The organism is Photobacterium sp. BZF1, from assembly GCF_014349205.1.
GTDB lineage: Bacteria > Pseudomonadota > Gammaproteobacteria > Enterobacterales > Vibrionaceae > Photobacterium.
The window spans coordinates 1-1,113 of the sequence record NZ_JACSOF010000317.1; the positions used below are offsets into that span (position 1 = coordinate 1).

General features: G+C 44.0%; 1 protein-coding gene. It reads right to left on the reverse strand.

The window, feature by feature from the left end:
- A partial coding sequence (locus BIZ37_RS30225; protein ID WP_187464683.1) for a SulP family inorganic anion transporter occupies positions 1–854 on the reverse strand: 854 nt, incomplete at its 3' end.
- Positions 855–1,113 lie beyond the last annotated feature (259 nt).

Here is a 1,113-nt window from a genome sequence, read left to right on the forward strand (position 1 = left end):
ATCATCGACTGTCCTATCATTGCACACCCCGCCATACCGCCGAATAGTGCTGACACCATGTTCGCGATCCCCTGGCCTTTGCATTCATCGTTATTGTCACTTGGCGTATCAGTAATATCGTCGACAATTTTTGCCGTCATCATCGATTCGAGCACACCGACCACGGCCAATGCCAGCGAATAGGGGAAAATGACTTGCAGTGTCGCGATTGAAAACGGGACATTTGGCAACAAGAAAACCGGTAAAGAGTCAGGCAATGCACCCATGTCGCCCACCGTGCGGACATCGAGCTTGAACACTACCGTAAAAACGGTAACGGCAATAATACACACCAGCGGCGAAGGTAACAGCTTGCCTAGTTTAGGGATAAATGGAAACAGGTAGATAATACCCAACCCAGCAGCGGTTAGCGCGTAGACATGCCAAGTCACCCCGGTTAACTCTGGCAGTTGTGCCATAAAAATAAGGATAGCGAGGGCATTAACAAAGCCAGTCTCAATAGAGCGCGACACAAAGCGCATCAAATCGCCCAGTCTGAGCAAGCCAATAATGTACTGCAGGCACCCAGTAAAAAATGAGGCAGCTAATAGATACTCAAGGCCATGCTCTTTTACCAGCGTTGTCATCAGCAGCGCCATTGCGCCAGTCGAAGCCGAGATCATGCCAGAGCGTGAACCTGTAAAGGCAATGACCACACATATTGAAAAAGAGGCATACAGCCCCACTTGGGGATCTAACCCGGCAATGATGGAAAATGCGATAGCTTCTGGGATTAAGGCCAGTGCTACCACGACTCCCGATAATAAGTCTCCCTTGATGTTGTTGAACCAATTTTCTTTGTAAAAACTCAGCATAATATCTCTTTTTTATTTCATGTATTTAAAGTGTAAATATGAGAGATATTATGGTTATGGCGGCGTGATAATGTTCATTACCCTCCAATTAAATGAATAACAATAAAACAACCAATAGAGATAATGAGGTGTAGATGATTATGTCTAAGTATTTAAAGTTAAGAAAGCCCTCAAGCTTATGGATAAAGATCTTGAGCTTTATTATAGGTTTAAGTTCAATTGATTTGTGCTTTGCCCGCTATTTATTCATTTTTAAATG